This window comes from uncultured Roseibium sp., from assembly GCF_947496995.1.
Classification (GTDB): Bacteria; Pseudomonadota; Alphaproteobacteria; order Rhizobiales; family Stappiaceae; genus Roseibium.
In genome coordinates, this window is record NZ_CANMFD010000007.1 from 1 (window position 1) to 26,140 (window position 26,140).

Consider the following 26,140-nt stretch of genomic DNA (forward strand, 5'->3'; position numbering starts at 1 on the left):
ATCCGCGAAGGTGGCCGTACCGTCGGCGCCGGCGTCGTTGCATCCATCATCGCTTAAGATGAAACCGACTGCCGGGCCTGCCGGTGAACTGAATGAAACGCGGGCAGGCCCGCAGTCTTATTGGGAACAATAACAATGAACGGTCAGAATATCCGGATCCGCCTGAAAGCGTTTGACCACCGTATTCTGGACGCCTCCACAAAGGAGATCGTCAATACGGCAAAGCGGACCGGTGCTCAGGTGCGGGGTCCCGTACCGCTGCCGACGCGGATTGAGAAGTACACGGTGCTTCGCGGTCCGCACATCGACAAGAAAAGCCGGGATCAGTTCGAGATGCGTACGCATAAGCGGCTTCTCGATATCGTTGATCCGACGCCCCAGACGGTGGACGCGCTGATGAAGCTCGACCTTGCCGCTGGTGTTGACGTCGAGATCAAGCTCTAAAGCGGGTCAAAGGGGACACATCCATGCGTTCTGGAGTGATCGCTCAGAAAGTGGGCATGACCCGCATTTACAATGATGCGGGCGAGCATGTTCCGGTCACTGTTCTGCGGCTGGAAAATTGCCAGGTGGTTGCCCACCGGACTGACGAAAAAAATGGATACACCGCGCTGCAGCTCGGCGCCGGTATCCGTAAAGTCAAAAATACGCCCAAGGCGTTGCGCGGCCATTTTGCAATTGCAAAGGTCGAACCGAAGCGAACCGTCGCCGAGTTCCGCGTTTCTGCGGATAATCTCATCGACGTCGGTGCGGAGTTGACCGCAGACCATTACGTCGAAGGCCAGTTCGTCGACGTGACGGGCACATCCATCGGTAAGGGTTTTGCCGGTGCGATGAAGCGTCACAACTTCGGTGGGGGCCGTGCATCGCACGGTAACTCGGTCTCGCACCGTGCACACGGTTCTACCGGTCAGTGTCAGGACCCGGGCCGCGTGTTCAAGGGCAAGAAGATGGCCGGTCACATGGGCGATGCCCGCGTGACCACGCAGAACCTCAAGGTTGTGCGCACTGATGTTGAGCGTGGCCTGATCATGGTCGAGGGCTCTGTTCCGGGCGCCAAGGGCGGCTGGATCCTGGTCCGCGATGCGATCAAGAAGGCGCTGCCGGAAAACGTTCCGGTTCCGGGTGCATTCAAGGCATCCGAAGCGACTGAAGCCGCCGGGAAGGAGAGTGAGTGATGGAACTCCAGGTCAAGACCCTCGCAGGTGGGGCGGCCGGTTCGATCACGGTGTCTGACGAGATCTTTGGTCTCGAGCCGCGCACCGATTTGATCCACCGTGTGGTGCGCTGGCAGCTGGCGAAACGCCAGGCCGGCACCCACAAAACGCTGGGCCGTTCCGAAGTTACTGGCACGACGAAGAAATTCGTCCGCCAAAAGGGTTCGGGCGGCGCACGTCACGGCAACAAGAAGGCCCCGCAGTTTCGCGGTGGCGGCAGAGCATTCGGCCCGGTCGTTCGCGACCACGGTCACGATCTGCCCAAGAAGGTTCGCGCCCTCGGCCTGAAGCATGCCCTTTCGGCGAAAGCCAAGGCGGACGGTATCGTCATCGTTGAGGACGCCAAGGCGGCCGAAGCGAAGACCAAGGCTCTCAAGGAACAGCTCGCGAAGCTGGGTCTGACCAGTGCCCTGGTGATCGACGGTGCCGAAGTCGACAACAACTTCGTTCTGGCATCGCGCAACATTCCGCATCTGGATGTGCTGCCGGTGCAGGGCATCAACGTCTACGACATCCTGCGGGCTCACACCCTGGTGTTGACCAAGGCAGCGGTGTCCGCACTTGAGGAGCGCTTCAAATGAGCAAACTTCCTCATTATGACAAAATCGTCGGCCCGGTAATCACCGAGAAGGCGACAATGGCTTCCGAAGAGAACAAGGTTGTCTTCAAAGTTGCGAACGATGCAACGAAGCCGGAAATCAAGGCCGCAGTAGAAGCGCTGTTCGGTGTCAAGGTAACGGCGGTGAACACCCTCGTCCGCAAGGGCAAGGTCAAGCGCTTCCGTGGACGTCTTGGCCGTCAGTCTGACTTCAAGAAGGCCGTCGTAACGCTGCAGGAAGGTCACGCAATCGACGTGACCACCGGGCTCTAAGGCGGGGACTTAAGAAAAATGGCACTTAAGACATTCAACCCAACGTCCCCAGGCCGCCGTCAGCTTGTTCAGGTTGACCGCTCCGGTCTCTGGAAGGGCAAGCCGGTCAAGACACTGACCGAAGGCCTGTCCAAATCGGGCGGACGCAACAACACCGGTCGCCTGACGTCTCCGAACCGCGGTGGCGGTCACAAGCGGTCCTACCGTCTTGTCGACTTCAAGCGGCGCAAGTGGGACGTGCCGGCGACGGTCGAGCGCCTGGAATACGATCCGAACCGGACCGCATTCATCGCGCTGATCCGTTATGAAGACGGCGAGCTGAGCTATATCCTGGCGCCTCAGCGCCTGGGTGTCGGCGACACCGTTATTGCCGGTGAAAGCGTTGACGTGAAGCCGGGTAACGCCGCTCCGCTGTCGCGCATACCGGTCGGCACGATCGTGCACAACATCGAAATGAAGCCGGGCAAGGGCGCCCAGATCGCCCGCTCCGCAGGCGCCTTCGTTCAGATCGTTGGCCGTGACCAGGGTTACACCACGCTGCGCCTGATGTCGGGCGAGCAGCGCCGTGTTCTGGGAACCTGCATGGCAACCGTTGGCGCCGTGTCCAATCCGGACCACTCCAACGTGAACCTGGGTAAAGCAGGCCGCTCTCGCTGGCTTGGCATCCGTCCGCACACTCGCGGTGTTGCCATGAACCCGATCGACCACCCGCACGGCGGTGGTGAAGGCCGGACTTCCGGTGGACGTCATCCGGTTACCCCCTGGGGTAAACCGACCAAAGGCAAACGCACACGGCGCAATAAGCAGACCGATAAGTTTATCGTCCGCAGCCGCCACGCGCGTAAGAAGTAAAGGACAAGGATCGTGGCACGTTCGATCTGGAAAGGTCCGTTTGTCGACGGGTATCTGCTTAAGAAGGCGGACAAGGTTCGTGAGTCCGGCCGGAACGAGGTCATCAAGACCTGGAGCCGCCGCTCAACAGTTCTTCCGCAGTTCGTAGGTTTGACCTTCGGCGTCTACAACGGTCAAAAGCACGTTCCGGTGCTGGTGTCTGAAGAAATGATTGGTCACAAGCTCGGTGAGTTTTCTCCGTCCCGGACCTATTACGGACACGGCGCCGACAAGAAGGCGAAGAGGAAGTAACGATGGGCAAGCCGAAGCGTGAGCGGACGCTCGCTGACAATGAGGCCCGGGCAATGACCCGTATGCTGCGCGTTTCGCCGCGCAAGCTGAACCTCGTTGCGGCTTCGATCCGCGGTAAAAAAGTCGGTTCCGCGATTGCGGACCTGACATTCTCCCGTAAGCGCATCGCGCAGGACGTCAAGAAGACCCTGATGTCCGCCGTCGCAAACGCGGAAAACAACCATGACCTGGACATCGACAACCTGGTGGTTGCCGAAGCTCATGTTGGCAAGGCCTTTGTCATCAAGCGGTTCCAGGCCCGTGCTCGCGGACGTGTCGGCCGGATCGAGAAGCCTTTCTCGAACCTGACCATCGTTGTTCGTGAAACTGAGGAGACTGCCTGATGGGACACAAGACAAACCCGATCGGCATGCGCCTCGGGATCAACCGCACCTGGGATTCCCGCTGGTATGCGAACAAGAACGAATACGGCGACCTTCTTCATGAAGATTTCCGCATCCGTGAGTTCCTGCTGAAGGAACTCAAGCAGGCTGCGGTCTCCAAGGTGGTTATCGAGCGCCCGCACAAGAAGTGCCGTGTTGCCATTCACTCCGGTCGTCCGGGTGTGGTCATCGGTAAAAAGGGTGCCGATATCGAGCGTCTTCGCAAGAAGATTGCCGAAATCACGAATTCGGAAGTGCATCTCAACATCGTTGAAGTGCGCAAGCCGGAAATCGACGCGACCCTGGTTGCCGCTTCGATCGCACAGCAGCTGGAACGCCGTGTTGCCTTCCGCCGCGCCATGAAGCGGGCCGTTCAGTCCGCCATGCGTCTCGGCGCCCAGGGCATCCGGATCAACTGCGGCGGCCGTCTCGGTGGCGCGGAAATCGCGCGTATCGAGTGGTACCGTGAAGGCCGCGTGCCGCTTCACACTCTGCGTGCGGACATCGACTACGGTGTCGCAAGCGCCCACACGGCTTATGGCGTGTGCGGTGTGAAGGTCTGGATCTTCAAGGGTGAAATTCTGGAGCATGATCCGATGGCGTCCGAACGCCGCGCGACTGCAGCTTCCGAAGGACATCAGGGTGATCGCGGCGGACGCCGGGATCGGGGCCGCGAGCGCGCAGCTTAAATCAAGCTGCCTGCCGCTCGTAAGAAAAGAAAGACGAGAGAAGAACGATGCTGCAACCGAAGCGCACAAAGTTCCGCAAGCAGCACAAAGGCCGCATTCACGGCTTGTCGAAGGGAGGCACTGACCTCAACTTCGGCGCATTCGGTCTGAAGGCTCTGGAGCCGGAACGTGTTACGGCACGTCAGATCGAAGCGGCCCGTCGTGCTATGACCCGTCACATGAAACGTGCAGGTCGTGTTTGGATCCGAATCTTCCCGGACGTCCCGGTTTCTTCGAAACCTGCCGAAGTCCGTATGGGTAAGGGTAAGGGTTCGCCGGATTTCTGGGCTTGTCGTGTCAAGCCAGGCCGGATCATGTTTGAAGTCGACGGTGTGCCGGAAGACATTGCGCGTGAAGCCATGCGTCTTGCCGCCGCCAAACTGCCGATCAAGTGCCGCTTCGTTCAGCGTATCGGCGAGTAGGGCAGGCGAGGAGTTACAGCCATGAAGGCTTCCGATGTAAGGGCAAAGACCCTCGATGAGCTCCGTAGTGAGCTTGAGGCCCTGAAGAAAGAGCAGTTCAACCTGCGCTTCCAGAAGGCCACGGGTCAGCTTGAAAATACCGCGCGTGTCCGGCAAATCCGCCGTGACGTCGCGCGCATCCAGACGATCATGCGCGACAAGCGTGTGACGGCGAACGCGTAAGGAGACGGCAATGCCGAAGCGTATCCTGCAGGGCACCGTAGTCAGCGACGCCAATGACAAGACGGTCACGGTGAACGTGGAGCGCCGCTTCACACACCCGCTTTTGAAGAAGACTGTGCGCCGGACGAAGAAGTACCGGGCGCATGACGAAAGCAACAATTACAAGGTCGGCGATTCTGTTCAGATCGAAGAGTGCGCGCCTATCTCGAAAAACAAACGTTGGACCGTGATCACCCAGTGATCGCGCTCCATTCAGTGAGCATCAGGCGCACGTGACCCGTGCGCCGCTAGAAGAACAAGGCAGCCAGTCATGATTCAGATGCAAACAAACCTCGACGTCGCCGACAATTCCGGTGCCCGTCGTGTCATGTGCATCAAAGTGCTCGGCGGCTCCAAGCGTAAATATGCCAAGGTCGGAGACATCATCGTTGTTTCCGTGAAAGAGGCTATTCCGCGGGGGCGCGTCAAAAAGGGCGACGTGATGAAGGCTGTCGTCGTGCGCACGGCTAAGGATATCCGCCGTCCCGATGGCAGCGTGATCCGGTTCGACCGCAATGCGGCCGTGCTGGTCAACAACAACAAGGAGCCCGTCGGCACCCGTATCTTCGGACCGGTGCCGCGTGAACTCCGCGCAAAGAACCACATGAAGATTATTTCGCTCGCGCCGGAGGTGCTCTGATGGCTGCGAAAATTAAAAAAGGCGACACGGTTGTCGTGCTGACCGGTCGTGACAAAGGCAAGTCGGGTGAGGTCGTTCAGATTCTGACGTCCGATAACAAGGCTCTGGTTCGCGGTATCAATATGGTCCGCCGTCACCAGAAGCAGACCCAGGCGCAGGAAGCCGGCATCGTGGCGAAGGAAGCTCCGATCCACATGTCGAACATCGCACTGGCCGATCCGAAGGACGGCAAGGCGACCCGCGTCGGCTTCAAAGTTCAGGACGATGGCACCAAGGTTCGTGTGGCCAAGCGTTCGGGAGACCTGATCGATGGCTGAGACTACTTACGTGCCGCGTCTCAAGACGCATTACAATGAAGTCGTGCGCAAGCAGCTTCTTGAAAAGTTCGAATACAAGAACGTCATGCAGGTTCCGCAGCTGGAAAAGGTTGTCTTGAACATCGGTGTCGGTGAAGCCGTCGGCGATTCCAAGAAAGCCCGTGTTGCAGCGGACGACCTGGCGGCGATCGCCGGTCAGAAGCCGGTTATCACCATGGCGAAGAAATCCATCGCGACCTTCAAGGTCCGCGAAGGCATGCCGCTCGGCGTCAAGGTCACCTTGCGCAGCCAGCAGATGTTCGAATTTCTTGACCGTCTCATCACCATCGCGCTGCCGCGCGTTCGTGACTTCCGGGGTCTGAACCCGAAGAGCTTCGATGGCCGCGGCAACTATGCCATGGGCATCAAGGAACACATCGTGTTTCCGGAAGTCGAGTACGACAAGGTCGACCAGATCTGGGGCATGGACGTGATCGTTTGCACCACGGCGCCGACGGATGACGAAGCACGCGAGCTTCTGCGCGCGTTCAACTTCCCGTTCACGAAGTAACGGGCAAGGAAGGGATCGACGATGGCGAAGAAAAGCGCAATCGAGAAAAACAAGCGCCGCGAGAAGCTTGTAAAGAAATACGCAGAGAAGCGCGCTGCTCTGAAGGCACTGGCTAAAGATGAAAGCCTGTCCCTGGAAGAGCGCTACAATGCCCGTCTCAAGCTGGCGAAACTGCCGCGGAACTCCGCGCCGAACCGCGTTCGCAACCGTTGCGAAGTGTCCGGCCGTCCGCGCGGTTTTTATCGCAAGCTGAAGATGTCGCGTATTGCGCTTCGTGAACTGGGTTCCCTGGGCAAGATCCCGGGCCTGGTCAAGTCGAGCTGGTAAGGAGAAACTCCGATGGCAATTTCTGATCCGTTGGGGGATATGCTGACCCGAATTCGCAACGCGCAAATGCGTCGCAAAAACAAGGTCAGCTCACCAAATTCCAAATTGCGCGCGCACGTACTTGATGTGCTCGCCAAAGAGGGTTACATCCGTGGCTACACCACGGTTGAATACGAGGGCGGCAAGTCCGAGTTGGAAATCGAACTGAAGTATTTCGATGGCGAGCCGGTTATCCGCACGATTGAGCGGGTTTCAAAGCCGGGCCGCCGCGTTTACTCGTCGGTGAGAAATATCCCGCATGTCTCCAATGGCCTGGGCGTGTCGATCATATCGACCCCGCGCGGCGTCATGAGCGACCATCAGGCGCGGGATGAAAATGTAGGTGGTGAGGTTCTCTGCCGCGTCTTCTGATGCGACAGACTCACTTTTGAAACAACGACAAGGTTGGTCAAATGTCTCGTATTGGCAAAAAGCCAGTCCCCGTGCCAAGCGGGGTAACGGCATCGATCGACGGTCAGACGGTTACGATCAAGGGCCCGAAAGGCGAAAAGTCTTTCATGCTCAATGATCTTGTTCTGGCCGAAATGACGGATGACGGTATCAGGATTGATCCGCGCAACAACACCAAGCCGGCCCGCTCCATGTGGGGCATGAGCCGGACGATGGTGGCGAATCTGATCACCGGTGTGACCGAGGGCTTCAAGAAAGACCTCGCCATGACCGGTGTCGGTTACCGCGCACAGATCCAGGGCAAGAACCTTCAGCTGGCGCTGGGTTTCTCGCACGACGTCATTTATCCGATCCCCGAGGGGATTGATATCGCGTGCCCGAAACCGACGGAAATCAGCATCTCCGGAACCGACAAACAACGTGTCGGCCAGGTTGCTGCTGAAATTCGTGAATTCCGCCCGCCGGAGCCCTACAAGGGCAAAGGTGTTCGATATGCAGGCGAGTTCATCGTCCGCAAAGAAGGCAAGAAGAAGTAACGGACCAGGATCATGGCGAACAGCAAACAAGCTTTCGAGCGCCGTCGCGATCGCGTGCGTCGTTCGATCAGGAAAGCCGCAGGAGATCGTCCGCGTCTTTCTATCTTCCGCTCGTCGAAGCAGATCTACGCCCAGATCATTGACGATGCGAAGGGGCATACGATTGCCTCTGCTTCAACGATCGAACAAGATCTCAAGGGCAACCTGAAAACGGGCGCCGACGTTGCTGCAGCCGCAGCCGTTGGCAAGCTTGTCGCCGAGCGCGCAGTCGCGGCCGGCATCAAGCAGGTCGTGTTTGACCGAGGCGGGTACCAGTATCACGGGCGCGTTAAAGCGCTTGCTGATGCAGCTCGTGAAGGTGGACTTGAATTCTGACCAGCGCCCGCTGGCGCTCTTAAGAACGGAAGACGTATAATATGGCGAGACAGGAACATCGCGATCGCGACGAGCGAGACAGCGAATTCGTCGACAAGCTCGTTCACATCAACCGCGTTGCCAAGGTGGTCAAGGGTGGCCGTCGCTTCGGCTTCGCTGCTCTGGTTGTGGTTGGTGATCAGAAGGGCCGTGTCGGCTTCGGTCATGGCAAGGCACGTGAAGTGCCGGAAGCCATCCGGAAGGCAACAGAAGCTGCAAAGCGCACGATGATCCGTGTGCCGCTGCGCGAAGGCAGGACGCTGCACCACGATGTGGAAGGCCGTCATGGCGCCGGCAAGGTGCTGCTGCGTGCGGCTCCGGCCGGTACCGGCATCATCGCAGGTGGCCCGATGCGTGCCGTCTTCGAAACGCTCGGCGTTCAGGATGTTGTGGCCAAGTCGCTGGGGACTTCGAACCCCTACAACATGGTTCGCGCGACATTCGCTGCGCTGACCAAGGAAGACAGCCCGCGCTCCGTCGCTGCCCGCCGTGGCCTCAAGGTCTCTGTGTTGCAGTCCCGGCGTCGTGACAACAACGATGAGGCGGCTCCGGCTGCCGCTGAGGCTTGACCTTAGCGGTTCCGGTTTTCAGCTGAAAGAGGGTAGGTTCCATGGCGAACACCGAAAAGACTGTCACGGTCGAACAGATTGGCAGCCCGCTGCGCCGTCCTAAGGATCAGCGCGCGACGCTCGTCGGTCTCGGCCTGAACAAGATGCACCGTCGTAAAACACTGAAGGACACTCCTGAAGTGCGCGGCATGATCAATAAGGTCCAGCATCTCGTTCGTGTTGTCGAAGACAACGCGTAACAACGGGGTGAGGAGAGAAAAACATGAAGCTCAACGAACTTCGTGACAACGAAGGTGCCGTGAAAGACCGCACCCGCGTTGGCCGCGGTATCGGTTCCGGCAAGGGCAAGACCGGCGGCCGTGGCGTCAAGGGTCAGAAGTCCCGTTCCGGCGTCGCGATCAAAGGCTTTGAAGGCGGTCAGATGCCGCTTCACCGCCGTCTGCCGAAGCGCGGTTTCACGAACATTTTCGCCAAGGACTACACGACAGTGTCCATCGGCCGTGTTCAGAAGGCCATCGATGCCGGCAAGCTCAAGGCGTCCGAGACGGTTACCGTCGAAGCGCTGAAGGCCGCAGGCGTCGTCAAGCGTATCCGTGACGGTGTGCGTCTCGTTGCCAGTGGTGAACTCACTGCTGCCGTGACATTTGAAGTTGCCGGTGCCTCCAAGGGCGCTGTAGCAGCGATTGAAAAAGCGGGCGGCAAGGTTGCCGTTCTGGGAGCTCAGGCTTAACAGCCTGGGCTTTTCCCATTTTGTCAGCAAGTATCTGACCGGAGTAGGGCATGGCATCGGCCGCCGAGCAACTGGCGTCAAATCTCAATTTCTCAGCTTTCGCCAAGGCTGAAGAACTCAAAAAGCGCATCTGGTTCACACTGGGGGCGCTTTTGGTTTATCGACTGGGCACCTATATCCCGATGCCCGGTATCAATCCTGAAGCTTTTGCGCAGGCCTTCAACCAGGCCCAGTCCGGCATCATCGGCATGTTCAACATGTTCTCCGGTGGAGCGGTGCAGCGCATGGCGATCTTCGCCCTCGGCATCATGCCGTATATTTCCGCATCCATCATCATGCAGCTCATGACGACCGTCGTGCCGACGCTCGAGCAGCTGAAGAAGGAAGGCGAACAGGGCCGCAAGGTCATCAACCAGTATACCCGCTACGGAACCGTGATCCTGGCCGCATTCCAGGCCTATGGCATTGCCGTCGGGCTGGAAGGGGCGGCGAATGTCGTTACCGATCCGGGCTGGTTCTTCCGGGCTTCGACGGTGATCACACTGGTCGGCGGCACCATGTTCCTGATGTGGCTGGGTGAACAGATCACCTCGCGCGGCATCGGCAACGGTATCTCGCTGATCATCTTCGCCGGTATTGTTGCGGGTCTTCCCTCTGCCATCGTTCAGACGCTGGAACTCGGCCGTCAGGGGTCGCTCGCGACCTGGATCATTCTTGCAGTCATCATTCTGGCTGTGGTCGTGATCGCGTTCATCGTGTTCATGGAGCGGGCGCAGCGGCGTCTGCTGATCCAGTATCCGAAGCGTCAGATGGGCAACCAGATGATGCAGGGACAGACGTCGTTCCTGCCGCTGAAGCTCAACACCGCAGGTGTGATCCCGCCGATCTTCGCCTCGTCCCTGCTGCTGGTGCCGGCAACGGTTGCCGGTTTCGGACAGGGCTCGGGCAATGAATGGCTGACCTACATTACAGCGGCGCTCGGTCACGGCCAGCCCCTCTACATGATCGCTTACGCGGCCATGATCATCTTCTTCTGTTTCTTCTATACGGCTATCGTCTTCAATCCGAGCGATACCGCCGATAACCTGAAGAAGCATGGCGGGTTCATACCGGGGATCCGTCCGGGTGAACGGACGGCGCAGTATATCGATCATGTGCTGACGCGCATTACCACTGTGGGTGCGATCTACATCACCATCGTTTGTCTATTACCCGAATTCCTCATTTCGGCGACGGGCGTTCCGTTCTATTTCGGGGGAACCTCTTTGTTGATTGTCGTCAGCGTGACAATGGATACGGTATCCCAGATCCAGGGCCACCTGCTTGCGCATCAATATGAAGGTCTGGTGAAAAAAGCGAAATTGAGTGGGAGGCGTAGATGAGGCTGATTCTGGTAGGACCGCCGGGAGCGGGGAAGGGGACACAGGCCGCGCGCCTTGTCGAAAAACACGGAATACCGCAACTCTCCACCGGAGACATGTTGCGGGCTGCCGTTGCCGCTCAGACCCCGGTAGGTCTCCAGGCCAAGGAAGTGATGAATGCCGGCGGTCTCGTCTCTGACGAGATCGTCGTCGGCATCATCCACGACCGGATCGCCGAAGACGACGCCAGGAAAGGTTTCATCCTGGACGGGTTCCCGCGGACCATCGCCCAGGCGGAAGCACTCGACAAGATGCTTGACGACAGCAATCAGAAGGTGGACGCGGTTATTGAACTGCGCGTCGACCAGACCAAGCTTGTTGACCGGATTATCAAACGTGCCGAAGACGCCAAGGCTGCCGGTCAGCCCGTGCGCAAGGATGATGACCCGGAAGTTTTCAAGCAGCGCCTTGAAGCATACAATCGCGATACTGCAATTGTGGTGCCCTATTACGAGAAGGCAAACCTTCTTTCCGTGATTGACGGTATGCAATCTATTGACGAAGTAACAGCGTCCATAGAATCCGCGCTGCAAGGACTTGACGAACAGGTTTGAAGCCGTTAAAGGACGCGTTCTACCTTACAGTTTAGCCGGTTTCACGACAGTGGGACCGGCATTCTCTGTGCCGGGGTCGCCCCGGCATTTTCGTACCCCGCAGGGGCCGGACTCCACCGGACGCGGGTTTTTTCTCTCTGCGGCAAGCCGTTGCGGCTGCTGCTCAACATGGAGACCAACGTGGCACGTATTGCTGGCGTTAACATCCCGACGAACAAGCGCGTTGTCATCGCGCTTCAGTATATTCACGGCATCGGCAAAAAGTTCGCTCAGGAAATCATCGAGAAGAACAACATCGATGCTGCCCGCCGCGTCAATGAACTTTCCGACTCGGAAGTTCTTTCGATCCGCGAAACCATCGACCGTGATTACATGGTTGAAGGTGACCTTCGTCGCGACACCGCGATGAACATCAAGCGTCTCATGGACCTTGGCTGCTACCGCGGCCTCCGTCACCGTCGCGGCCTTCCGGTTCGCGGTCAGCGGACGCATACCAATGCTCGTACCCGCAAGGGTCCGGCGAAGCCGATCGCAGGCAAGAAAAAATAATCATCGCTCAGCGATTGGTGGTGGAGCTGCCGGAATTACGGCAGTGAAGAGATCAAGACAAGGACAACAAAATGGCTAAAGAAACGACGCGCGTGCGTCGCCGCGAGCGCAAGAACATTTCTTCTGGCGTCGCACATGTGAACTCGACGTTCAACAACACGATGATCACGATTACCGATGCCCAGGGCAACACGATCTCCTGGTCGTCCGCCGGTGCTCTCGGTTTCAAGGGTTCGCGCAAGTCCACGCCGTATGCAGCCCAGGTTGCCGCGGAAGATGCTGCGAAGAAAGCCGCCGAACATGGCATGCGCACGCTGGAAGTCGAGGTTCGCGGTCCCGGTTCCGGTCGTGAATCCGCTCTTCGCGCCCTGCAGGCTGCCGGTTTCCTCATCACGTCCATTCGTGACGTGACGCCGATACCGCACAATGGCTGCCGTCCGCGCAAGCGCCGCCGCGTCTAAGGCTTCCCGCTTTAGTTACTAGTTTCTCCAAATGGCAAGGAATGGCTCGGCCTCCAAAGCCGAGCGGGATAGCCGAAGGGACGAAAACGTGACCATTCAAAAAAACTGGCAAGAACTTATCAAGCCGACCAAACTCGAGATCAAGCCGGGTGACGATCCCCGCTTTCTGGCAACTGTCGTTGCCGAACCGCTCGAGCGTGGCTACGGCCTGACCCTGGGCAACGCTCTGCGCCGTATCCTGCTGTCCTCCCTGCAGGGTGCCGCCGTCACGGCGGTCCAGATTGACGGCGTTCTGCATGAATTCTCGTCGATCCCGGGCGTCCGGGAAGATGTCACCGACATCGTGCTCAACATCAAGGAAATCGCCATCCGCATGGAAGGCGAAGGTCCCAAGCGCATGGTCGTGCGCAAGCAGGGTCCTGGTGTCGTGACCGCAGGTGACATCCAGACCGTTGGCGATGTCGAGGTTCTCAATCCGGAACTCGTGCTGTGCACGCTGGATGAGGGCGCCGAGATCCGCATGGAATTCACCGTCAACACCGGCAAGGGCTATCACTCGTCCGACCGCAACCGTCCGGAAGATGCTCCGATCGGTCTCATTCCGGTCGACAGCCTGTACTCACCGGTCAAGAAGGTCTCCTACAAGGTGGAAAACACCCGTGAAGGCCAGGTTCTTGACTATGACAAGCTGACCCTGACTGTCGAAACCGATGGTTCCGTCAAGCCGGATGATGCCGTGGCTTTCGCGGCGCGTATTCTGCAGGATCAGCTCTCCATCTTCGTCAATTTCGAAGAGCCGCAGCGCGAAGTGGCCGAGGACTCCGTCCCGGAACTTGCGTTCAACCCGGCCCTTCTCAAGAAAGTCGACGAACTGGAGCTGTCCGTCCGGTCCGCCAACTGCCTGAAGAACGACAATATCGTGTATATTGGCGATCTCATTCAGAAGACCGAAGCGGAAATGCTGCGCACGCCGAATTTCGGCCGCAAGTCGCTCAACGAGATCAAGGAAGTTCTCGCCCAGATGGGTCTCCATCTCGGCATGGAAGTCGCCAACTGGCCGCCTGAGAACATCGACGATCTCGCCAAGCGCTACGAAGACCATCAGTATTAAGGGACGTACGCGTCCCTAGAGCATCCGGCGTTCAACTGAACGCGAAGAGGATGCTCGCCGACGAATGAATCGAGCGACTTGTCCGTATTCAGGTGATCCGCCTGGATACGGGTTGCTCTTGAGGATAAACCGGGCAAGTGCTTCAATGGTTCAAGCAGACTGCCTGACAGAAAAAGGAGAGGGCCATGCGCCACGGTAAATCCGGCCGCAAGCTCAATCGGACATCCAGCCACCGCAAGGCTATGTTCGCGAATATGGCAGCGTCACTGATCAAGCACGAGCAGATCGTCACGACCTTGCCGAAGGCCAAGGAAATGAAGCCGATCATCGACAAGCTCATCACCCTGGGCAAGCGCGGTGGACTTCATGCACGCCGTCAGGCCATTTCGCAGATTCGCGATACGGCGATGGTTGCCAAGCTGTTCGAAACGCTCGGTGAGCGTTACAAGGATCGCAGCGGCGGATACTCCCGCGTTCTGAAGGCCGGTTTTCGCTACGGCGATAACGCGCCTCTGGCAGTTATCGAACTGGTTGACCGGGATCCGGAAGCGCGCGGCGCTGAAGACCGTGCTCGCGCAGAAGCTGCAGAAGCAGCCGAAAACGCAGCGTAAAAACAACTTTCGCGGAATGATTGCAAAGGCGGGCCATTGGTCCGCCTTTGCTCGTTTCGCGTAAGCCTATGGCCGAAAAGTACGTTTTTTCCCCTAGCAGTTTTTACCATTATCAATGATTTAAGAAGTCGCCGGTAACGTCCCGCCCAGTGCCTTTATTAGGTTGTGACTAGGCTGGGGAGATACACTGTGATTGGCAAGAAACATTCAGGCGCAAAGAGGAATTTTTTATCTCTACGTCTTTCCTTTGTCATTCCTGCTTTGATGATCGTGGTCACCGTCGCGGCTTGTACCGCGGTTGGAGTGATCGGTTATATAACTGGCCGGGACGGTTTGCAGAAAGCCGCTGAAGCGGAACTTGGAATGGTGATTACCGCGCGGTCCGCCCTGCTGGAATCCAAGTTGCATTCCGTTCAGGCGGAGATCGTCAATCTCGCATCGAGTGTCGCGGATCCCCTGAGCAATCTGGGCAATGCGGCGATGAACCTTTCCAAGGAAAAGGAAGAAATCCTCAGCCTGTTTCACGCGCCGCAGACAGCCGATGAGCGTGCAGCCATTACCGGCAAAGAGCAGAAGACCATGTACGCCTGGCGCCATTCGGAGGCCCATCCGGCATTCTACAATGTCTGGAAGAACGGCGGCTACTCGGATGTCTATCTGATCGATTCCGACGGTCTAATCCTTTATTCGGTGACCAAGGGCGGCGAATTTCTGGAAAAAATCGGTGACGGCGGTCTTGTGGACGGATCCGGCCTCGAAGCTGTCTTTACCTCTGCCAGGGATCTGGGCGAAGGCGAGATCGCGACGAGCGTTTTTGAATCCTACGGTCCGGCGGGCGGCGAAAGCTCCCTGTTCCTTGCTTCACCCGTCTTCATGAATTCCTTTGGAACAATCAGCCTGACCGGTGTGGTTGCCATGCGGATCGATTCCTCCTTCCTCAACAATGTTGTCGCCAGCAGGGCCGACCTCGGCGAAACCGGCCAGGTCTACGTTGTGGATCAGGACGGGACGCTGCTCAGCGACATGCCGCTGGCCGGTGACCGTACGGCTCTGGTCGTACAGTCCACCGCGGAGCCAGCGCTGGCTGCTGCGGCGGGTACGGAAACTGCCGGCGTGGTCACCGGAGCCGACGGTGTGGCTGACCTGATGGTTGCCCGTCCTTTGCCTTTCCAGGGACAGAACTGGGCGATTGTCGCTGAAAAGAGCGTTGAGGAAACGCTTTCGGCAGTGAGCAACATGCGCGACCAGATGTTCATGTGGTCGCTGATCACGGTTGCCGTTGCTGCCGTTATCGCGGTTTTCTTCTCCCGGTCCATTACCCGTCCGCTCACCACGCTGGTCGGAGCGCTGAATGCGATTGCATCCGGTGATCTGGGAGCTGAAATCTCCGCTGCGAACCGCAAGGACGAGATCGGCGACATTGGCCGTGCAGTCGTGCAGATACGCCAGAACGCGGCCGATGAAAACGAGCGCCGTGCAGCGGAAGAAGCCGATGCTGCCCAGCGGCAGGCGGCACAGCGTCACGAGATGCTGTCGAGCCTTGCCGGGGACTTCGAGGCGACCGTCGGAACGGTGGTCGACAAGGTCGCCCGTTCGGCGACCAAGCTGCGTGAATCGGCCACCAACATGCGCAGCATGACCGACAGCGCCGGAGAGACCTCCGCCAATGCGGCAGAGATGTCCAAGAACACGCTGGCCGAGGTGGAATCCATCGCTGCCGCGTCGGACCAGTTGTCGAGCTCCATCCAGGAAATTTCGACATTGATCGAGCGGTCCTCCAGTGTTGCAGCCGCCGCTACCAAGCGGGCGGAGACCACCAACGAGACTGTGAAGTCGCTGGCGGAAGCAGCGAACCGGATTGGTGAGGTCATCACGCTGATCAGCGACATTGCCGACCAGACCAACCTTCTTGCCCTGAACGCCACCATCGAGGCGGCGCGTGCGGGTGAAGCGGGCCGGGGCTTTGCGGTCGTCGCGTCCGAGGTCAAGGATCTCGCATCCCAGACCGGCAAGGCCACCGGAGAGATCCAGCAGCAGATCGATGCGATCCGCGGTGCGACTGACGATGCCGTCGGCGCGATCGGCGATATCCAGAAGACCATCGACGAGATCACCAAGTCGGTGAGCGAGGTTGCCGCGGCTGTCACTGAACAGAGCTACGCGACCCAGGGTATTGCGGAAAACACCCAGCGGGCAGCCGGCGGTACCTCCAAGGTTACCGAGGATATCCGCAACGTGTCGGCGCTTTCCAACGACACCAACATGGCCGCGCAGAACTTCTCCGAAGAAGCAGCGGACATGGCGATGGAAGCCGAGCAGCTCGATAAGGAAGTGCGCAGCTTCCTGGATCAGGTCCGCTCCGCCTGACACCAAACAGGTTCGTAATGAAAAGAGCCGCCGGATTTCCGGCGGCTCTTTGCTTTTGTATTTGCCTCTTTTCCTCCCTATCTGCCATGTATCGCAAGGAGACTTGATAGATTCGAAGGTAATACCAGGGAGCATTGATTTTGATCCATCTGACCGTTTTGGGAGGATTTTCGGCAAGGAGCACGTCGCAGCGCGATGCGGGGTATCGGACAAGACGTGGGACGCCGTCCGAAAACCCTCCCAAAACGGCCGCCGGTGAGCCATTCCTGTCCGCCGGACTTCGTTGCGCTGCTCGTCCCGCCAACCAGGCCGAGCTTCGCAACGCGCCTCTCCGGCGACTGGGAATGACCGATCAGACGGGTCATAATCAATGTGTCTTGGTATCGGGGAGCCGGCAATGCGCTTGATAATTTCTGGGAACGCCCGGCATATGCTCAGGGTGATGTTGGCGGGACTGCTCGCTTTCTGGCCGGTTGCGGCGGTCACGCAGACCGCGCAACCGTCACCGGCCGATCTGCGGCTGGTCCCGCAAAACGAAACGCAGATCAAGTTGTCGTTCGCTCCGATCGTCAAAAAGGTCGCCCCGGCAGTCGTCAATGTCTATGCCAGCCGCAAGGTCGTGCAGCGCAGACAGGTTTCGCCGTTCTTCGACGATCCCTTTTTCCGCCGGTTCTTCGGCCAGCCCGGCGGTGGCTTCGACCGGCCCCGGGAGAGGGTGGAATCCTCCCTTGGGTCCGGCGTGATCATTTCCGCCGATGGAACGGTGATCACCAACCATCACGTCATCAAGGATGCGGATGAGGTGCGGGTGGCCCTGAGCGACCGGCGCGAGTTCGACGCCGATATCGTTCTTCTGGACGAACGCACCGATCTGGCAGTGCTGAAAATCCGCGGCGAGGGGCCTTTCGAACATGTGGCCTTTGCCGATTCCGACAGTCTGGAGGTCGGCGATATCGTTCTTGCCATCGGCAATCCGTTCGGTGTCGGGCAAACCGTGACGCAGGGCATCGTCTCAGCGACGGCGCGCACGCAGGTGGGCGTGACGGATTTCCAGTTCTTCATCCAGACGGATGCGGCGATCAATCCCGGCAATTCCGGCGGCGCGCTGGTGGACATGACCGGCAGGCTTGTCGGCATCAACACGGCGATTTTCTCCCGCTCCGGCGGATCGAACGGCATCGGCTTCGCCATCCCGGCGCATATGGCGCGGTTCGTGGCGCGCGCGGCGGATCAGGGCGGAAAGGTTCTACGGCCCTGGCTCGGGGCAACCGTCCAGATCGTCAATGCGGAGATCGCCGAAGCGCTTTCACTGGACAGGCCTCGCGGCGTCCTGGTGACGGCCGTCTTTCCAGGCTCGCCTGCGCAGGAGGCCGACCTCAGGGTCAGCGATCTGGTGATCGCCGTCGACGGCAAGGAAGTGGTCGATCCGAACTCGTTCGGCTATCGCTTCGCGACCAAGATGATCGGCGAAAAGGCGGAATTTCTGATATTGCGCGACAACAGGGAGATCACGCTGTCCATTTCCCTGAAGCCCGCCCCTGAAGTACCATCGCGCGATACCCGCGAACTGATCGAGTATTCCCCGTTCGAGGGAACGACGGTGATGAACCTGTCGCCGGCAGTCGCCGAGGAAATCGGTCTTCAGGGCGGCGCCTTCGACGGGGTTGTCATCGCGGAGGTCAACCGGGGCAGCACAGCCGACCGGGTCGGACTGCGTCCCGGCGACATTGTCCGCGCTGTGAACCGGCAGAAGATCGAAACGACGCGCATGCTCGAAGCCATCACGAAAGCCCCGCCGCGCGTGTGGCAACTGGACATCGAGCGGGACGGCAAGGTCTCGCAGATCACCTTGCGCGGATAGGAGGGCAGGGTGAGCGATCTTTTCGAAGCCTCCGGTCTTCAGCAGACGGGACCAAGACCGCTTGCCGACCGGATGCGGCCGACCAGGCTTGCCGATGTCGTCGGCCAGGACCATCTTCTTGGTCCGGAAGGAACGCTCTCGCGGATGCTGAAGACGCGGACGCTCGGGTCGTTGATCTTCTGGGGGCCGCCCGGGACGGGCAAGACCACCATTGCCCGTTTGCTCGCCAATGAGACCGACCTGGCCTTCGAGCAGACCTCGGCGATCTTTTCCGGTGTGGCCGATCTGAAGAAGGTCTTCGAGGCCGCCCGCGTCCGGCGTATGGGAGGACGGGCGACATTGCTGTTCGTCGACGAGATCCATCGCTTCAACCGCGCCCAGCAGGACAGCTTCCTGCCGGTGATGGAAGACGGCACGATCACGCTTGTCGGCGCGACGACGGAAAACCCTTCCTTCGAGCTGAATGCCGCTCTGCTCTCGCGCTCCCATGTGATGACCTTCCATTCGCTCTCCCTTGAGGCGATCGACAGTCTGCTGAGCCGGGCGGAGGAGACCGAGGAAAAACAATTGCCGCTGGATGCGGATGCCCGGCAGGTGCTGATCCGCATGGCGGACGGTGACGGCCGCTCCGCGCTGACGCTGGCGGAGGATGTCTGGCGGGCAGCGGCGGAGGACGAGGTCTTCGATGCGGACCGCCTGCAGGAGATCGTGCAGCGGCGGGCGCCGATTTACGACAAGAGCGCGGACGGGCATTACAATCTCATTTCCGCCCTGCACAAATCCGTGCGCGGCTCCGATCCCGACGCGGCCCTATATTGGTTCTGCCGCATGCTGGACGGTGGCGAGGACCCGATGTATCTGGCCCGCCGTCTCATCCGCATGGCTGTGGAGGATATCGGCCTGGCCGATCCAAACGCGCTTGTTCAGGCAAATTCCGCCCGGGACGCCTATCAGATGCTCGGGTCGCCGGAGGGCGAGCTGGCTCTCGCGCAATCGGTGATCTACCTGGCGACCGCACCCAAGTCCAATGGGGCCTATGTGGCCTACAAGGCGGCCATGCGCGACGCGAAGACCAGCGGCTCCCTGCTGCCGCCCAAGCATATCCTCAACGCCCCCACAAAGCTCATGAAGCAGGAGGGCTACGGCGATGGGTATCAATACGACCACGACGCGCCGGAAGGCTTCTCCGGGCAGGATTACTTTCCTGAGAAACTCGGGCGGCAAACCTATTACGATCCTCCGCAACGCGGCTTCGAGCGGGAACTGAGGAAGCGGTTGGACTATTGGGACAAATTGCGCAAGGAGCGCGGCTGACGCGCGCGATCACGGCGCTGGAAGGTTGCGTCAGCCCTGCGTGCTGTTGAGCCGGTCCAGCGCGGCCTGGAGCGAAACGGCAAGCTGTTCGCGCTCCTGCGAACTGACAGCGCCAGGAAGGTGAAGAGCAAGCTGGTTCAGCTGCCGTGAAACCACCGCCAGGTCCAGATCCGGCCCTTCCGGGGTATCCGTCCGCAAGCCGATGACTTCATAGGTCGCAACCGGATAAGCGATGCCCTTCACGGTCACTTCGCCGGTGTCGATGCACTGTATCTGGTCCTTCACCTGGGAAAAGGTTTCAAAGGAAATCAGGATCGATCCTGGCGCCGCCAGGCTCTCCAGGCGGGACGCCGTGTTCACGCCGCGTCCGATGATGGTATAGTCCAGCCGGTCGTTGCTGCCGAAATTGCCGACGGTGCAATAATCGGTGTGAATGCCCATCCGGCATTTCAGTGGCTTGGAAATGCCGGCCTCGCGCCAGACATCCTGAAGCTCCGCCATCCGGTCCTGCATTTCAATCGCCATCCGGACGCAGGCCATTGCATCCTCCATGACACCCTGGGTTTCCGGGTCACCGAAGAAAATCAGAATGGCATCGCCGACATATTTGTCGATCGTGGCGCCGTATTTGAGGGCGATCTTCGACATCTCGGTGAGGTACTGGTTGAGGATGGACGTCAGTTCCTCGGACTCAAGCCGCTCGGCGGTTTCCGTAAAGCCGGCGATATCGGAAAAGAAAACGGTCAGCTTCTTGCGCGTCGAGGTGATCTTGACTTCCTGACGGCCCTCGAAGATCGACTTGTAGACCTGTGGCGACAGGTACTTTGCCAGCTGCTTGGACAGATCTTCCATGCGGGTCGACTGGTCGGCCAGCTGGTCTTCAACGGCCTCACCGTGTTCGATGGTCGCTTCGTAGAGAAGGCGCAGGTCTTCCAGTTCGGAATGCAGGTACTTGTTTTCTTCCTGCAGCGCCCGCAAGGCCTGCTCCGGGTCGGCGGCGTCGTCTGAAAGAGGCACTTTCGTTTCGTTTTTCAAGTTTTTTGCCATTTCAATTCGCAGTACCGACGTCGTGGCGCGTTCCGTATGCGGATATGTCTCAAGATTCGCTTTTGATAGCGGAGCTTATCTTATCGTAATAATCGCGGGTCATGAGGGAAAAATGTATCATTGTGTGATCTTCCCAAGGCCGTATCTCGCGGCAAATGGCGGGCTTCGTCACAGGGCTGAAATGAAATGGCTGGCAATCCGGATGCCTTTTTCCGGGCCTGGGCATTGTAACTATTTCTTATGCTGCTGCGGGCAATATTGAGAGCAATGATCATTTCGGCGGCTTCATGAAGGAAATCGAACTCAGGCTTGGCCTTGTCTTTTACGGAGGGGTTTCGCTCGCCATCTACATGCATGGCGTGAGCCGCGAAATGTTGAACCTGGTTCGTGCTTCGGGAGTCCGCCTGGACCGCAAGACCGGCGGAGCGGGGGACGTGGCCGCGGAGCAGGATCTGCCCCCCGTCCAGAGCGCCTACAAGGAACTGCTCGATATCCTGTCTCCGGTTGCCGACATCCGGGTCGTGGTCGATGCGATCGCCGGAGCGTCCGCCGGTGGGGTGAACGGCATCATGCTGGCCAGGGCGCTGGCCCACGATCTGCCCCTCGACAGCCACAGCCGGCTCTGGCTGGAAAACGCCGATGTCACCCGTCTGGCGCGGCCGCAGTCGGGGCTTTCGCGCTATCTCAAGATTTCGGTTTCCCCGATGCTCGACCGCCTGGTCTCCTCGCGATTGAACAAGCAGATCGAAAGCACGGAAACCCGCGAAAAGCTGCGTCGTTTCATGCAGGCGAGATGGTTTTCGCCGCCGTTTTCCGGCGAACGGTTCATCGGCTGGATGCTGGATGCCTGCAAGCAGATGGAGGAAGCCGCGGAACCGGGGCGGACGCTCATTCCACGCGGCCAGACGCTGGATCTGTTCGTGACCATCACGGACTACAACGGCATCAAGCGCCGCATTCACCTGGACGATCCGGACTATGTCGAGGAATGGGACCACCGCCGCATCCTGAACTTTCACGCGGTCCACCGCGCACCGGGTGTGGTGGATAGCCAGTTCGCGGCCGAGAACATACCGGAACTGGTCTTTGCCGCCCGGGCGACGTCGTCCTTTCCCGGCGCTTTTCCGCCGGCCACGATTGCCGAGATGGAACGGGCCCTCGCAAGACAGCACCTGGCCTGGCCGCATCGCGAGACCTTCCTGAAGCATGGGCTGAACCTGTCGCCGGAGACGACCGGAAGGCATTGTTTTGTCGATGGCAGCGTCGTGATGAACAAGCCGTTTGCGCCTGTCATCAAGGTCATTCAGGACCGGCCGGCGACAAAGGAAGTCGCCCGGCGGCTGATCTATATCGACCCGGCGCCGGTCGAACCGGTGGAGGCGGAAGGGCGGCAGGCCGAATTGCCGGGTTTCTTCAGGGTGATCCTCGCGTCCCTGGCGCATATTCCGCGCAACGAGCCGATCGGCGACGATCTGAAGGAACTGGAGCAGAACAACCGGCGCAGCCGCTGGCTGGCGCAGCTGATCGATGCTGCGGGACCGATGGTCGAACAGGCGGTGAAGGGCCTGCTGCCGAAACGCAGGACCGTCACGCCGGAAATCCTGGCCAAATGCCGCAAGGATGCGACCGAGGCGGCTTTCCGGCAGGCCGGTTTCGCCTTTCTGAACTACCAGTCGCTGAAACTGCATTCGCTGAGTGAGCGTCTTGCCGCGCTGACGACCCGGTTGAGCGGTTTGACGGACGCCCGCAAACAGGAAGAGCCCATTCTGGCGCATCTGGCGCGCCATTTCTCCACGCTGACCGTTGAGAGCAAGGATCTCCTGGGGCGCAACGACCCGCATGTCATCGCAATGCTGCGCGGGCTGGATGTCGACTATCGCATTCGGCGCCTGCGCTTTGCGATCCGCAGGCTAAACGGGTTTTACCATTTCGAACCCGGCTCCGGTCTTCCGCCACCGGACACGGATGCGCTCGATCACATGAAGGGCCTGCTCTACGATCAGATCGACCACCTGAGCTGGCGCTGGACGGAACGGTTTTTCGGCGGCCGGTGCCGGGACCTTTCCGAACGATTTGTGAAGGATCTCGACGCAGGGGCAGAGACAGTCGGTGACCAGGTCGTGCCGCTGCTCAAGAGCATATCGACGATGATGGGGCTGGCGGATCTCGACCGGCTTCAGGATGAGCTATTCGCGAAAACCGCGCGAAGCTTTCTGGACAAGGAGCGTCACGCGTCCTTGATGCGGTCCTATATCGGGTTCGGGTTTTACGACCTGATCACCTTCCCGGTGCTGCAGAGGAACGATTTTTCGGAGGTGACGGAGATCCTCGTCGACAGGATCAGCCCCCGGGACGCCGACAGCCTGCAAACGGACAATTTCGACCTGAAAGGCAAGTCGCTGAATTCCTTCGGGGCGTTCTTCAATCGCGGCTGGCGGGAGCATGATTACCTGTGGGGGAGGCTCAACGCCGCCGACAGACTGGTCAGCATCATCCTGTCCGCGGCAGGCAAGGGCACTTTGCCGCAGATGCAGGTCAATCAGGCCCGCGCCAGGATTTTTCTGGCGATCCTGGAGGAAGAACGGGACAAACTCATTGAAATACCCGAGGAAATTGCAAGGGTAGACGATCTCGTCCGCTCGGTTTACCCGGATTTTGCCCATGTGGCGGAAGACGTATAGACTGTCATCCGGCGAAAACCGGCGAGTGCATCCTTGACGTCACGGCTGCTGGTTCGCTACGCACTCTCATATGGGATGGGTTTTGTCCCGCGAGCGGAATGTAAGTGTTCATGGAATTTCTGACTGACTACACGGGTACCGGGCCAGGAGCCTTCCTGGCGATGTTCGCCGGGCTTTATGCTGCGAGCCTCATCGTATTGTTCACAACGGGTCTGGCAATGACCGCGCTGAACGAGCGCCATCCGGACCGGAAGATCCAGAAACGGCAACCGACCCACGACGCGCTCCGCGATATTCGCTCGTCGATGAAGCAGCTCGCGATTACCAGCTGCTGCCTGTCGATCGGTCTTTACGCGCAGATGCGCGGCTGGACGCTTTTTGCGCCCGTGGCGCTTTCCTGGTGGTCCGTGCCGGTCTTTTTCATAGTCTCCCTGGCGCTGCATGACACCTGGTTCTACTGGGGCCACAGGATCCTGCACACGAAGATGTTCTACCGGTTTCACAAGCCGCATCACATGACGATCACACCGACCGTCTGGTCGAACGATGCCGGATCCAGCGTCGACACGCTGTTCGCCCATTCCTATTATGCGCTGGTGCTCTTCGTGGTGCCGATCCCGCCGCTGGTGTTTCTGGGGCACCGCCTGTTCGATCAGGTTTCGGCGGCCATTGGCCATTGCGGCTACGAGCATTTCGCAAGCCCGAGCGCCCGCAAGCCGTGGCCGCTCCTGTGCACGCTCTACCACGACCAGCATCACCAGTATTTCGTCTACAATTACGCCAACTACTTTTCCTTCTGGGACCGGTTCTGCGGCACGATCCATCCGACCTATGACGACAAGGTGGAAGGATTCGAAGCGCTTTATTCCGGCAAGCAGGATCAGGCGTGATGGAGCTTCTCGTCGATTATCTCGTGATTGTCGCGCTGGTCTATGTGGCGATGGTGGCTGTCTATTTCGCCACCGGCTTCACCGTGATGGCGATCAACGCGCGCCATCCGGAACGGCGCATCCAAAAACATCGCGACGGGCTGAAGCGGCAGGCCGAGGAAATCCGTGCCTCGATGAAGGCGCTCGCGACGTCTTCCGTGCTGCTGTCCAGCGGATACTTCGCGCAGACGCAGGGCTGGACGCTGTTTGAACCGCTGGCGTTGTCCTGGTGGTCGTTTGCGCTGATGTTCGCTGTGTGTTTCGTGCTCTTCGATGCCTGGTTCTACTGGGGCCACCGCATCCTGCATCTGCCGGCGCTCTACAGGTTTCACGTGCCGCACCACCGGTCCATCGCGCCGACGGTGTGGAGCAATGACAGCTCGACCACGGTCGATACGTTGATCGAGCATTTCTTCTATTTTCTCGTCTGGTTCGTTCTGCCGGTTCCGGCGCTCAGCGTTTTCGCGCTGCGTCTGTTTGACCAGATTTCGGGAATGGTCGGCCATTCGGGTTTCGAATATTTCGCGTCCAGATCCTCGCGGTTTCCCTCGCCGCTGATTTGCACGACCTTCCATGATCTGCATCATTCCCAGTTCCACTATAATTACGGAAACTTCTTTTCGTTCTGGGACCGTGTTTGCGGTACTGTGCATCCGAAATACGATGTGCTGGTGCGGTCAATGGAAGAGACCGGGGAAATTCCGGAGACGGAAGAGACCAAAGTCAGGTCAACCGGGGTCAAGGCAACCGGGTAAGCCCGCACGCGTTCACACGCTGTGTCAGCCAACCTGCAAACGGACTTAAAGGAAAATCATGCTGGATCAGGCACTCTCCGTTCTGCTCGAATTTCTGCCGATTTACGCGGCCGTCTACGCGATCAATGTGTTTTTGTATTTCGCGACCGGTTGGGTGCTGATCCAGATCCAGAACCGCCATCCGGAGCGCCGGATCCAGCAGAACCGGCGCGGCGAAAAACGCATGTGGAAGGAAATCCGCGCGAGCGTTCTCTCCCTGACGGTGACGGCTGGATGTCTTGCCGGCGGTATCTTCCTGTCGCTGAAGGGCTGGACACTTGTGTCTCCGCTGGAGCTTTCCTGGTGGTCCGCGCTCCTGATGTTCGCGGTCTCCATCGTCGCGTTCGACACCTGGTTCTACTGGGGTCACCGCTTCATGCACACGAAGATGATGTACCGGTTTCATGCCGAGCATCACCGTTCCGTCGCTCCGACTGTCTGGAGCACATATTCGGACGACCTGATCGACGCATTCGTGATGCAGAGCTACTATCTGTGGGCGGTAATCATCTTGCCGATCCCGATCCCGGTTCTGATCGTCCATCGTCTGTGGGATCACTTCAACGGCACCATCGGCCATTCCGGCTTCGAGTTCTGGGCGTCGCCGATGTCGCGCATGCCTTCGCCGATGGTCTGCGTGACCTTCCACGATCAGCATCATTCCCGTTTCCGTTACAATTACGCCAATTTCTTTTCCTTCTGGGACCGTGTCTGCGGCACCATCGATCCGAAATATGACGAACAGGTCAAGGTGTTCGAGGAGATGGGGCAGGGCGACGCTGCGAAATCCGTGGCTCCTGGGGAATAGAGGCTTGATTTGTCACCCCGGAGCGACGCCTGACG

At 59.2% G+C, this 26,140-nt stretch carries 34 protein-coding genes and 1 pseudogene; 34 read left to right on the forward strand and 1 reads right to left on the reverse strand.

Annotation, left to right across the window (positions count from 1 at the left end; translation table 11 throughout):
• The first annotated feature begins 135 nt into the window (after nucleotides 1-135).
• The 30 genes from rpsJ (at nucleotide 136) to Q1B40_RS22260 (ending at nucleotide 19,846) form a co-directional block, all read left to right on the forward strand.
• Complete coding sequence (rpsJ, locus tag Q1B40_RS22115) at nucleotides 136-444, forward strand: 30S ribosomal protein S10 (RefSeq protein ID WP_006936455.1); 309 nt, start codon at nucleotides 136-138, stop codon at nucleotides 442-444.
• Nucleotides 445-467: 23 nt separating this feature from the next.
• Complete coding sequence (gene rplC / locus Q1B40_RS22120; RefSeq protein WP_299819764.1) at nucleotides 468-1,178, forward strand: 50S ribosomal protein L3; 711 nt, start codon at nucleotides 468-470, stop codon at nucleotides 1,176-1,178.
• Nucleotides 1,178-1,798 (forward strand): 50S ribosomal protein L4, encoded by a 621-nt coding sequence (rplD, locus tag Q1B40_RS22125; RefSeq protein WP_299819767.1) that lies wholly within the window; start codon nucleotides 1,178-1,180, stop codon nucleotides 1,796-1,798. The genes rplC and rplD overlap by 1 nt, the downstream gene beginning before the upstream one ends.
• Complete coding sequence (locus Q1B40_RS22130; protein ID WP_068416180.1) at nucleotides 1,795-2,088, forward strand: 50S ribosomal protein L23; 294 nt, start codon at nucleotides 1,795-1,797, stop codon at nucleotides 2,086-2,088. Before rplD ends, Q1B40_RS22130 begins: the two co-directional genes overlap by 4 nt.
• A gap of 18 nt (nucleotides 2,089-2,106) precedes the next feature.
• Complete coding sequence (gene rplB / locus Q1B40_RS22135) at nucleotides 2,107-2,940, forward strand: 50S ribosomal protein L2 (RefSeq protein WP_299819772.1); 834 nt, start codon at nucleotides 2,107-2,109, stop codon at nucleotides 2,938-2,940.
• 12 nt (nucleotides 2,941-2,952) lie between these two features.
• Nucleotides 2,953-3,231, forward strand: coding sequence for a 30S ribosomal protein S19 (rpsS, locus tag Q1B40_RS22140; RefSeq protein ID WP_068416176.1), 279 nt, complete (start codon nucleotides 2,953-2,955; stop codon nucleotides 3,229-3,231).
• 2 nt (nucleotides 3,232-3,233) lie between these two features.
• Nucleotides 3,234-3,614, forward strand: coding sequence for a 50S ribosomal protein L22 (gene rplV, locus Q1B40_RS22145; RefSeq protein ID WP_068416173.1), 381 nt, complete (start codon nucleotides 3,234-3,236; stop codon nucleotides 3,612-3,614).
• A complete protein-coding gene (gene rpsC / locus Q1B40_RS22150) occupies nucleotides 3,614-4,342 on the forward strand; it encodes a 30S ribosomal protein S3 (protein ID WP_068416171.1) in 729 nt (242 codons plus the stop codon). Before rplV ends, rpsC begins: the two co-directional genes overlap by 1 nt.
• 47 nt (nucleotides 4,343-4,389) lie before the next feature.
• The gene (rplP, locus tag Q1B40_RS22155; RefSeq protein WP_299819780.1) at nucleotides 4,390-4,803 is read left to right on the forward strand and encodes a 50S ribosomal protein L16; all 414 of its coding nucleotides are present in this window, start codon (nucleotides 4,390-4,392) and stop codon (nucleotides 4,801-4,803) included.
• Between the two features lie 21 nt (nucleotides 4,804-4,824).
• A complete protein-coding gene (gene rpmC, locus Q1B40_RS22160) occupies nucleotides 4,825-5,025 on the forward strand; it encodes a 50S ribosomal protein L29 (protein WP_299819783.1) in 201 nt (66 codons plus the stop codon).
• Between the two features lie 10 nt (nucleotides 5,026-5,035).
• On the forward strand, nucleotides 5,036-5,266 hold the full coding sequence (rpsQ, locus tag Q1B40_RS22165) for a 30S ribosomal protein S17 (RefSeq protein WP_299819785.1): 231 nt from the start codon (nucleotides 5,036-5,038) through the stop codon (nucleotides 5,264-5,266).
• A gap of 69 nt (nucleotides 5,267-5,335) precedes the next feature.
• The gene (rplN, locus tag Q1B40_RS22170) at nucleotides 5,336-5,704 is read left to right on the forward strand and encodes a 50S ribosomal protein L14 (RefSeq protein WP_068416160.1); all 369 of its coding nucleotides are present in this window, start codon (nucleotides 5,336-5,338) and stop codon (nucleotides 5,702-5,704) included.
• Nucleotides 5,704-6,021 carry a 50S ribosomal protein L24 gene (rplX, locus tag Q1B40_RS22175; protein ID WP_299819790.1) on the forward strand — a complete coding sequence of 106 codons (318 nt, stop codon included), beginning with the start codon at nucleotides 5,704-5,706 and terminating at the stop codon, nucleotides 6,019-6,021. Before rplN ends, rplX begins: the two co-directional genes overlap by 1 nt.
• Entirely contained in the window at nucleotides 6,014-6,571 is a 558-nt protein-coding gene (rplE, locus tag Q1B40_RS22180; RefSeq protein ID WP_299819792.1) for a 50S ribosomal protein L5, read from the forward strand. The genes rplX and rplE overlap by 8 nt, the downstream gene beginning before the upstream one ends.
• A 21-nt stretch (nucleotides 6,572-6,592) precedes the next feature.
• Complete coding sequence (gene rpsN / locus Q1B40_RS22185) at nucleotides 6,593-6,898, forward strand: 30S ribosomal protein S14 (RefSeq protein ID WP_006936439.1); 306 nt, start codon at nucleotides 6,593-6,595, stop codon at nucleotides 6,896-6,898.
• 12 nt (nucleotides 6,899-6,910) lie between these two features.
• Entirely contained in the window at nucleotides 6,911-7,309 is a 399-nt protein-coding gene (gene rpsH / locus Q1B40_RS22190; protein ID WP_068416152.1) for a 30S ribosomal protein S8, read from the forward strand.
• A 41-nt stretch (nucleotides 7,310-7,350) separates the two neighbouring features.
• A complete protein-coding gene (rplF, locus tag Q1B40_RS22195) occupies nucleotides 7,351-7,884 on the forward strand; it encodes a 50S ribosomal protein L6 (RefSeq protein WP_068416150.1) in 534 nt (177 codons plus the stop codon).
• Nucleotides 7,885-7,896: 12 nt separating this feature from the next.
• Entirely contained in the window at nucleotides 7,897-8,259 is a 363-nt protein-coding gene (rplR, locus tag Q1B40_RS22200) for a 50S ribosomal protein L18 (RefSeq protein ID WP_068416147.1), read from the forward strand.
• A gap of 41 nt (nucleotides 8,260-8,300) precedes the next feature.
• Entirely contained in the window at nucleotides 8,301-8,867 is a 567-nt protein-coding gene (gene rpsE / locus Q1B40_RS22205) for a 30S ribosomal protein S5 (RefSeq protein WP_068416144.1), read from the forward strand.
• Nucleotides 8,868-8,908: 41 nt separating this feature from the next.
• Nucleotides 8,909-9,106: a 50S ribosomal protein L30 gene (gene rpmD, locus Q1B40_RS22210; protein ID WP_103222480.1), complete on the forward strand. Its 198-nt coding sequence runs from the start codon at nucleotides 8,909-8,911 to the stop codon at nucleotides 9,104-9,106.
• A gap of 23 nt (nucleotides 9,107-9,129) precedes the next feature.
• Nucleotides 9,130-9,597 (forward strand): 50S ribosomal protein L15, encoded by a 468-nt coding sequence (rplO, locus tag Q1B40_RS22215; RefSeq protein WP_299819804.1) that lies wholly within the window; start codon nucleotides 9,130-9,132, stop codon nucleotides 9,595-9,597.
• 50 nt (nucleotides 9,598-9,647) lie between these two features.
• A complete protein-coding gene (gene secY / locus Q1B40_RS22220) occupies nucleotides 9,648-10,979 on the forward strand; it encodes a preprotein translocase subunit SecY (RefSeq protein ID WP_299819807.1) in 1,332 nt (443 codons plus the stop codon).
• Entirely contained in the window at nucleotides 10,976-11,572 is a 597-nt protein-coding gene (locus tag Q1B40_RS22225) for an adenylate kinase (protein WP_299819810.1), read from the forward strand. Before secY ends, Q1B40_RS22225 begins: the two co-directional genes overlap by 4 nt.
• Before the next feature lie 180 nt (nucleotides 11,573-11,752).
• Complete coding sequence (gene rpsM, locus Q1B40_RS22230) at nucleotides 11,753-12,121, forward strand: 30S ribosomal protein S13 (RefSeq protein WP_068416278.1); 369 nt, start codon at nucleotides 11,753-11,755, stop codon at nucleotides 12,119-12,121.
• 71 nt (nucleotides 12,122-12,192) lie between these two features.
• Nucleotides 12,193-12,582, forward strand: a complete 390-nt coding sequence (gene rpsK, locus Q1B40_RS22235; protein ID WP_068416131.1) for a 30S ribosomal protein S11 — start codon at nucleotides 12,193-12,195, stop codon at nucleotides 12,580-12,582.
• Nucleotides 12,583-12,613: 31 nt separating this feature from the next.
• A complete protein-coding gene (locus tag Q1B40_RS22240; protein ID WP_299819818.1) occupies nucleotides 12,614-13,693 on the forward strand; it encodes a DNA-directed RNA polymerase subunit alpha in 1,080 nt (359 codons plus the stop codon).
• Between the two features lie 185 nt (nucleotides 13,694-13,878).
• On the forward strand, nucleotides 13,879-14,304 hold the full coding sequence (gene rplQ / locus Q1B40_RS22245; RefSeq protein WP_299819822.1) for a 50S ribosomal protein L17: 426 nt from the start codon (nucleotides 13,879-13,881) through the stop codon (nucleotides 14,302-14,304).
• Nucleotides 14,305-14,667: 363 nt separating this feature from the next.
• Nucleotides 14,668-16,671: a methyl-accepting chemotaxis protein gene (locus Q1B40_RS22250; protein ID WP_299819825.1), complete on the forward strand. Its 2,004-nt coding sequence runs from the start codon at nucleotides 14,668-14,670 to the stop codon at nucleotides 16,669-16,671.
• Between the two features lie 397 nt (nucleotides 16,672-17,068).
• Nucleotides 17,069-18,532, forward strand: a complete 1,464-nt coding sequence (locus tag Q1B40_RS22255) for a DegQ family serine endoprotease (RefSeq protein WP_299819828.1) — start codon at nucleotides 17,069-17,071, stop codon at nucleotides 18,530-18,532.
• Between the two features lie 9 nt (nucleotides 18,533-18,541).
• The gene (locus tag Q1B40_RS22260; RefSeq protein WP_299819831.1) at nucleotides 18,542-19,846 is read left to right on the forward strand and encodes a replication-associated recombination protein A; all 1,305 of its coding nucleotides are present in this window, start codon (nucleotides 18,542-18,544) and stop codon (nucleotides 19,844-19,846) included.
• A 30-nt stretch (nucleotides 19,847-19,876) separates the two neighbouring features.
• Here the strand turns inward: Q1B40_RS22260 and Q1B40_RS22265 are convergent.
• Nucleotides 19,877-20,719: pseudogene (locus Q1B40_RS22265) on the reverse strand (adenylate/guanylate cyclase domain-containing protein); the annotation flags it as partial.
• A gap of 461 nt (nucleotides 20,720-21,180) precedes the next feature.
• On the opposite strand from Q1B40_RS22265, the gene Q1B40_RS22270 reads away from it, so the two are divergent.
• The 4 genes from Q1B40_RS22270 to Q1B40_RS22285 all read left to right on the forward strand — a co-directional run bounded on the left by Q1B40_RS22270 (nucleotide 21,181) and on the right by Q1B40_RS22285 (nucleotide 26,105).
• Complete coding sequence (locus Q1B40_RS22270; RefSeq protein WP_299819834.1) at nucleotides 21,181-23,574, forward strand: patatin-like protein; 2,394 nt, start codon at nucleotides 21,181-21,183, stop codon at nucleotides 23,572-23,574.
• Nucleotides 23,575-23,684: 110 nt separating this feature from the next.
• On the forward strand, nucleotides 23,685-24,464 hold the full coding sequence (locus Q1B40_RS22275) for a sterol desaturase family protein (RefSeq protein ID WP_299819836.1): 780 nt from the start codon (nucleotides 23,685-23,687) through the stop codon (nucleotides 24,462-24,464).
• Nucleotides 24,464-25,258 carry a sterol desaturase family protein gene (locus Q1B40_RS22280; RefSeq protein ID WP_299820279.1) on the forward strand — a complete coding sequence of 265 codons (795 nt, stop codon included), beginning with the start codon at nucleotides 24,464-24,466 and terminating at the stop codon, nucleotides 25,256-25,258. Before Q1B40_RS22275 ends, Q1B40_RS22280 begins: the two co-directional genes overlap by 1 nt.
• Nucleotides 25,259-25,316: 58 nt before the next feature.
• Nucleotides 25,317-26,105, forward strand: a complete 789-nt coding sequence (locus tag Q1B40_RS22285) for a sterol desaturase family protein (protein ID WP_299819839.1) — start codon at nucleotides 25,317-25,319, stop codon at nucleotides 26,103-26,105.
• The last annotated feature ends 35 nt before the right edge of the window (nucleotides 26,106-26,140 follow it).

What these genes read in the sequence shown, in the direction of transcription:
- rpsJ (WP_006936455.1), top strand. Translation starts at nt 136, where the DNA reads ATGAACGGTCAGAATATCCGGATCCGCCTGAAAGCGTTTGACCACCGT.
- rplC (WP_299819764.1), top strand. Translation starts at nt 468, where the DNA reads ATGCGTTCTGGAGTGATCGCTCAGAAAGTGGGCATGACCCGCATTTAC.
- rplD (WP_299819767.1), top strand. Translation starts at nt 1,178, where the DNA reads ATGGAACTCCAGGTCAAGACCCTCGCAGGTGGGGCGGCCGGTTCGATC.
- Q1B40_RS22130 (WP_068416180.1), top strand. Translation starts at nt 1,795, where the DNA reads ATGAGCAAACTTCCTCATTATGACAAAATCGTCGGCCCGGTAATCACC.
- rplB (WP_299819772.1), top strand. Translation starts at nt 2,107, where the DNA reads ATGGCACTTAAGACATTCAACCCAACGTCCCCAGGCCGCCGTCAGCTT.
- rplV (WP_068416173.1), top strand. Translation starts at nt 3,234, where the DNA reads ATGGGCAAGCCGAAGCGTGAGCGGACGCTCGCTGACAATGAGGCCCGG.
- rpsC (WP_068416171.1), top strand. Translation starts at nt 3,614, where the DNA reads ATGGGACACAAGACAAACCCGATCGGCATGCGCCTCGGGATCAACCGC.
- rplP (WP_299819780.1), top strand. Translation starts at nt 4,390, where the DNA reads ATGCTGCAACCGAAGCGCACAAAGTTCCGCAAGCAGCACAAAGGCCGC.
- rpmC (WP_299819783.1), top strand. Translation starts at nt 4,825, where the DNA reads ATGAAGGCTTCCGATGTAAGGGCAAAGACCCTCGATGAGCTCCGTAGT.
- rpsQ (WP_299819785.1), top strand. Translation starts at nt 5,036, where the DNA reads ATGCCGAAGCGTATCCTGCAGGGCACCGTAGTCAGCGACGCCAATGAC.
- rplN (WP_068416160.1), top strand. Translation starts at nt 5,336, where the DNA reads ATGATTCAGATGCAAACAAACCTCGACGTCGCCGACAATTCCGGTGCC.
- rplX (WP_299819790.1), top strand. Translation starts at nt 5,704, where the DNA reads ATGGCTGCGAAAATTAAAAAAGGCGACACGGTTGTCGTGCTGACCGGT.
- rplE (WP_299819792.1), top strand. Translation starts at nt 6,014, where the DNA reads ATGGCTGAGACTACTTACGTGCCGCGTCTCAAGACGCATTACAATGAA.
- rpsN (WP_006936439.1), top strand. Translation starts at nt 6,593, where the DNA reads ATGGCGAAGAAAAGCGCAATCGAGAAAAACAAGCGCCGCGAGAAGCTT.
- rpsH (WP_068416152.1), top strand. Translation starts at nt 6,911, where the DNA reads ATGGCAATTTCTGATCCGTTGGGGGATATGCTGACCCGAATTCGCAAC.
- rplF (WP_068416150.1), top strand. Translation starts at nt 7,351, where the DNA reads ATGTCTCGTATTGGCAAAAAGCCAGTCCCCGTGCCAAGCGGGGTAACG.
- rplR (WP_068416147.1), top strand. Translation starts at nt 7,897, where the DNA reads ATGGCGAACAGCAAACAAGCTTTCGAGCGCCGTCGCGATCGCGTGCGT.
- rpsE (WP_068416144.1), top strand. Translation starts at nt 8,301, where the DNA reads ATGGCGAGACAGGAACATCGCGATCGCGACGAGCGAGACAGCGAATTC.
- rpmD (WP_103222480.1), top strand. Translation starts at nt 8,909, where the DNA reads ATGGCGAACACCGAAAAGACTGTCACGGTCGAACAGATTGGCAGCCCG.
- rplO (WP_299819804.1), top strand. Translation starts at nt 9,130, where the DNA reads ATGAAGCTCAACGAACTTCGTGACAACGAAGGTGCCGTGAAAGACCGC.
- secY (WP_299819807.1), top strand. Translation starts at nt 9,648, where the DNA reads ATGGCATCGGCCGCCGAGCAACTGGCGTCAAATCTCAATTTCTCAGCT.
- Q1B40_RS22225 (WP_299819810.1), top strand. Translation starts at nt 10,976, where the DNA reads ATGAGGCTGATTCTGGTAGGACCGCCGGGAGCGGGGAAGGGGACACAG.
- rpsK (WP_068416131.1), top strand. Translation starts at nt 12,193, where the DNA reads ATGGCTAAAGAAACGACGCGCGTGCGTCGCCGCGAGCGCAAGAACATT.
- Q1B40_RS22240 (WP_299819818.1), top strand. Translation starts at nt 12,614, where the DNA reads ATGGCAAGGAATGGCTCGGCCTCCAAAGCCGAGCGGGATAGCCGAAGG.
- rplQ (WP_299819822.1), top strand. Translation starts at nt 13,879, where the DNA reads ATGCGCCACGGTAAATCCGGCCGCAAGCTCAATCGGACATCCAGCCAC.
- Q1B40_RS22250 (WP_299819825.1), top strand. Translation starts at nt 14,668, where the DNA reads ATGGTGATTACCGCGCGGTCCGCCCTGCTGGAATCCAAGTTGCATTCC.
- Q1B40_RS22255 (WP_299819828.1), top strand. Translation starts at nt 17,069, where the DNA reads ATGCGCTTGATAATTTCTGGGAACGCCCGGCATATGCTCAGGGTGATG.
- Q1B40_RS22270 (WP_299819834.1), top strand. Translation starts at nt 21,181, where the DNA reads ATGAAGGAAATCGAACTCAGGCTTGGCCTTGTCTTTTACGGAGGGGTT.
- Q1B40_RS22275 (WP_299819836.1), top strand. Translation starts at nt 23,685, where the DNA reads ATGGAATTTCTGACTGACTACACGGGTACCGGGCCAGGAGCCTTCCTG.
- Q1B40_RS22280 (WP_299820279.1), top strand. Translation starts at nt 24,464, where the DNA reads ATGGAGCTTCTCGTCGATTATCTCGTGATTGTCGCGCTGGTCTATGTG.
- Q1B40_RS22285 (WP_299819839.1), top strand. Translation starts at nt 25,317, where the DNA reads ATGCTGGATCAGGCACTCTCCGTTCTGCTCGAATTTCTGCCGATTTAC.